At 61.0% G+C, this 1,615-nt stretch carries 2 protein-coding genes; both read right to left on the bottom strand.

All coding sequences use genetic code 11. The features are described from left to right. A partial coding sequence (locus tag LD28_RS0112855; RefSeq protein WP_033137361.1) for a 4-hydroxyphenylpyruvate dioxygenase family protein occupies positions 1-734 on the bottom strand: 734 nt, incomplete at its 3' end. A 225-nt stretch (positions 735-959) separates the two neighbouring features. Beyond that, entirely contained in the window at positions 960-1,577 is a 618-nt protein-coding gene (locus LD28_RS0112850) for an HAD family hydrolase (RefSeq protein WP_033137362.1), read from the bottom strand. Positions 1,578-1,615: the final 38 nt, after the last annotated feature.

Below are 1,615 nucleotides of genomic sequence, written 5' to 3'. Positions count from 1 at the left end.
CCCTTGTACTGACGCAGGTACTCCTCAATCTGCGACTTGTCATCCGCCGACTCGTTGATGGGGATGCGGATCTTGCCGCAGGGGGCGGTCATGGCGCGCGAATGCAGCCCGGTCAGCTTGCCCTCAATATCGAAGTAGCGGATTTCGCGGAAATTGCCGATCCGCTCATAGAAATTGGACCAGACATCCATATTGCCCCGATGAACGTTGTGGGTCAGGTGATCGATCTCGACAAGACCGGCATCCACCTCCGCCATCCGGGCCTGCCAGTCCGGGTAGAAGACAAAATCCACATCATAGATGGAGCCCTTGTCGCCGTAGCGGTCGACAAAGGAGAGAGTGCTCTCGCCGATACCGTAAATGGCGGGAATGTTGAGCTCCATCGGGCCAATCTTGCCGACAAAGGGCTTGGCCCCCTTGGTGATGGCGAACTGCTGGGCCTTGCCCGCATCGCTAACCCGAAATGCCATGCCACAGACGCTCGGCCCGTGCAGGCTGGCAAACTGCTCCGCCTGGGAGTGGGGCTCGGCATTGACCACGAAGTTGATATCCCCCTGCCGGTAGAGCCAGCACTGCTTGTGCTTGTGCTTGGCGACCTCGGCAAACCCGAGCGAGACAAACAGGCTCTTGAGGGCGGCAATCCCCTTGGCGTCGGGGGCTGTGTACTCGACAAACTCGAAGCCGTCCGTGCCTAACGGATTGATGGTGTGGGTGGCGGAAGAGGTGGCATTCATCGGGCGCTCCTTGCTCTTGATTCGGTTAAAACGGATTGCGGCACGCATCGGCGCGGCAAGTGTTAACAACTTGTTTCATTAGAAGCAGGGCGTAGCAGGAAGAGAAGAGGCAGGTCGCAGATAGTTGTGCGGGCCTGGCGGGCAAAAGATGTAAACGGATTGTGACATTGAAGCCACAGCCTTGCAGATCAACCTGTGACGACCCGCATGGCTGTCAGCTTTGGCTTACAGTTGCCAGTTTTTGACCATCAGATGGGGCAAGCGGGCCCGGGCTGTATGCAGTCGCGCCGGGGTGGGATTGATCAGCCACGCCTCTTTCCCCAACCCCAGCAGCGGCAGATCGTGCAGGCTGTCGCTCAGGGCCAGCCCGGCATCGAGGGCGCAGATCTCCGGCAGCAGCTTGTGCTGACCGTGGCAATAGAAGCGTGGCATCAGGCCGCCAAAACGGTAGTGCATCTGCGAGCCAATGATCCGGTGGGGCAACTGGCCGGGTAGTTGCTGATGGAGCTGGGCTCGCACCAGCGCGCAGGGACTGGCGGAGATCACCCAGCAGCGATGCCCCTCCCGTTGCAGTAGATCGCTAGCCTGACGAAACAGTCCCGGCCTGGTGCGGCAATAGGCGCGCACCAGCTTGCGCCAACCGAGGGGAGAGAGCCAAAGCGTGATGGCCCACCAGATAAGGGAGATACCGCGCCGCCGCTGGCTGGGCAGCAGATAGACCACCCCACCCAGCGCAATCACCGGCAGCAATAGCAGCGGCCAGATCCGGCGGCGCAGAATATAGCGCAGCAGACCGGCATGACTGTCGCCGGGGGCCAGAGTGTCGTCAAAGTCGGCCAGGATCCAGCGCGGTGCCCCCCCGCACTTTCGATTCCCCCCAC

The sequence above is a fragment of the Aeromonas finlandensis genome (assembly GCF_000764645.1).
Classification (GTDB): Bacteria; Pseudomonadota; Gammaproteobacteria; order Enterobacterales; family Aeromonadaceae; genus Aeromonas; species Aeromonas finlandensis.
Note: the sequence above shows the minus strand (reverse complement) of the source record. Positions and strands in the feature narration are given on the sequence as shown.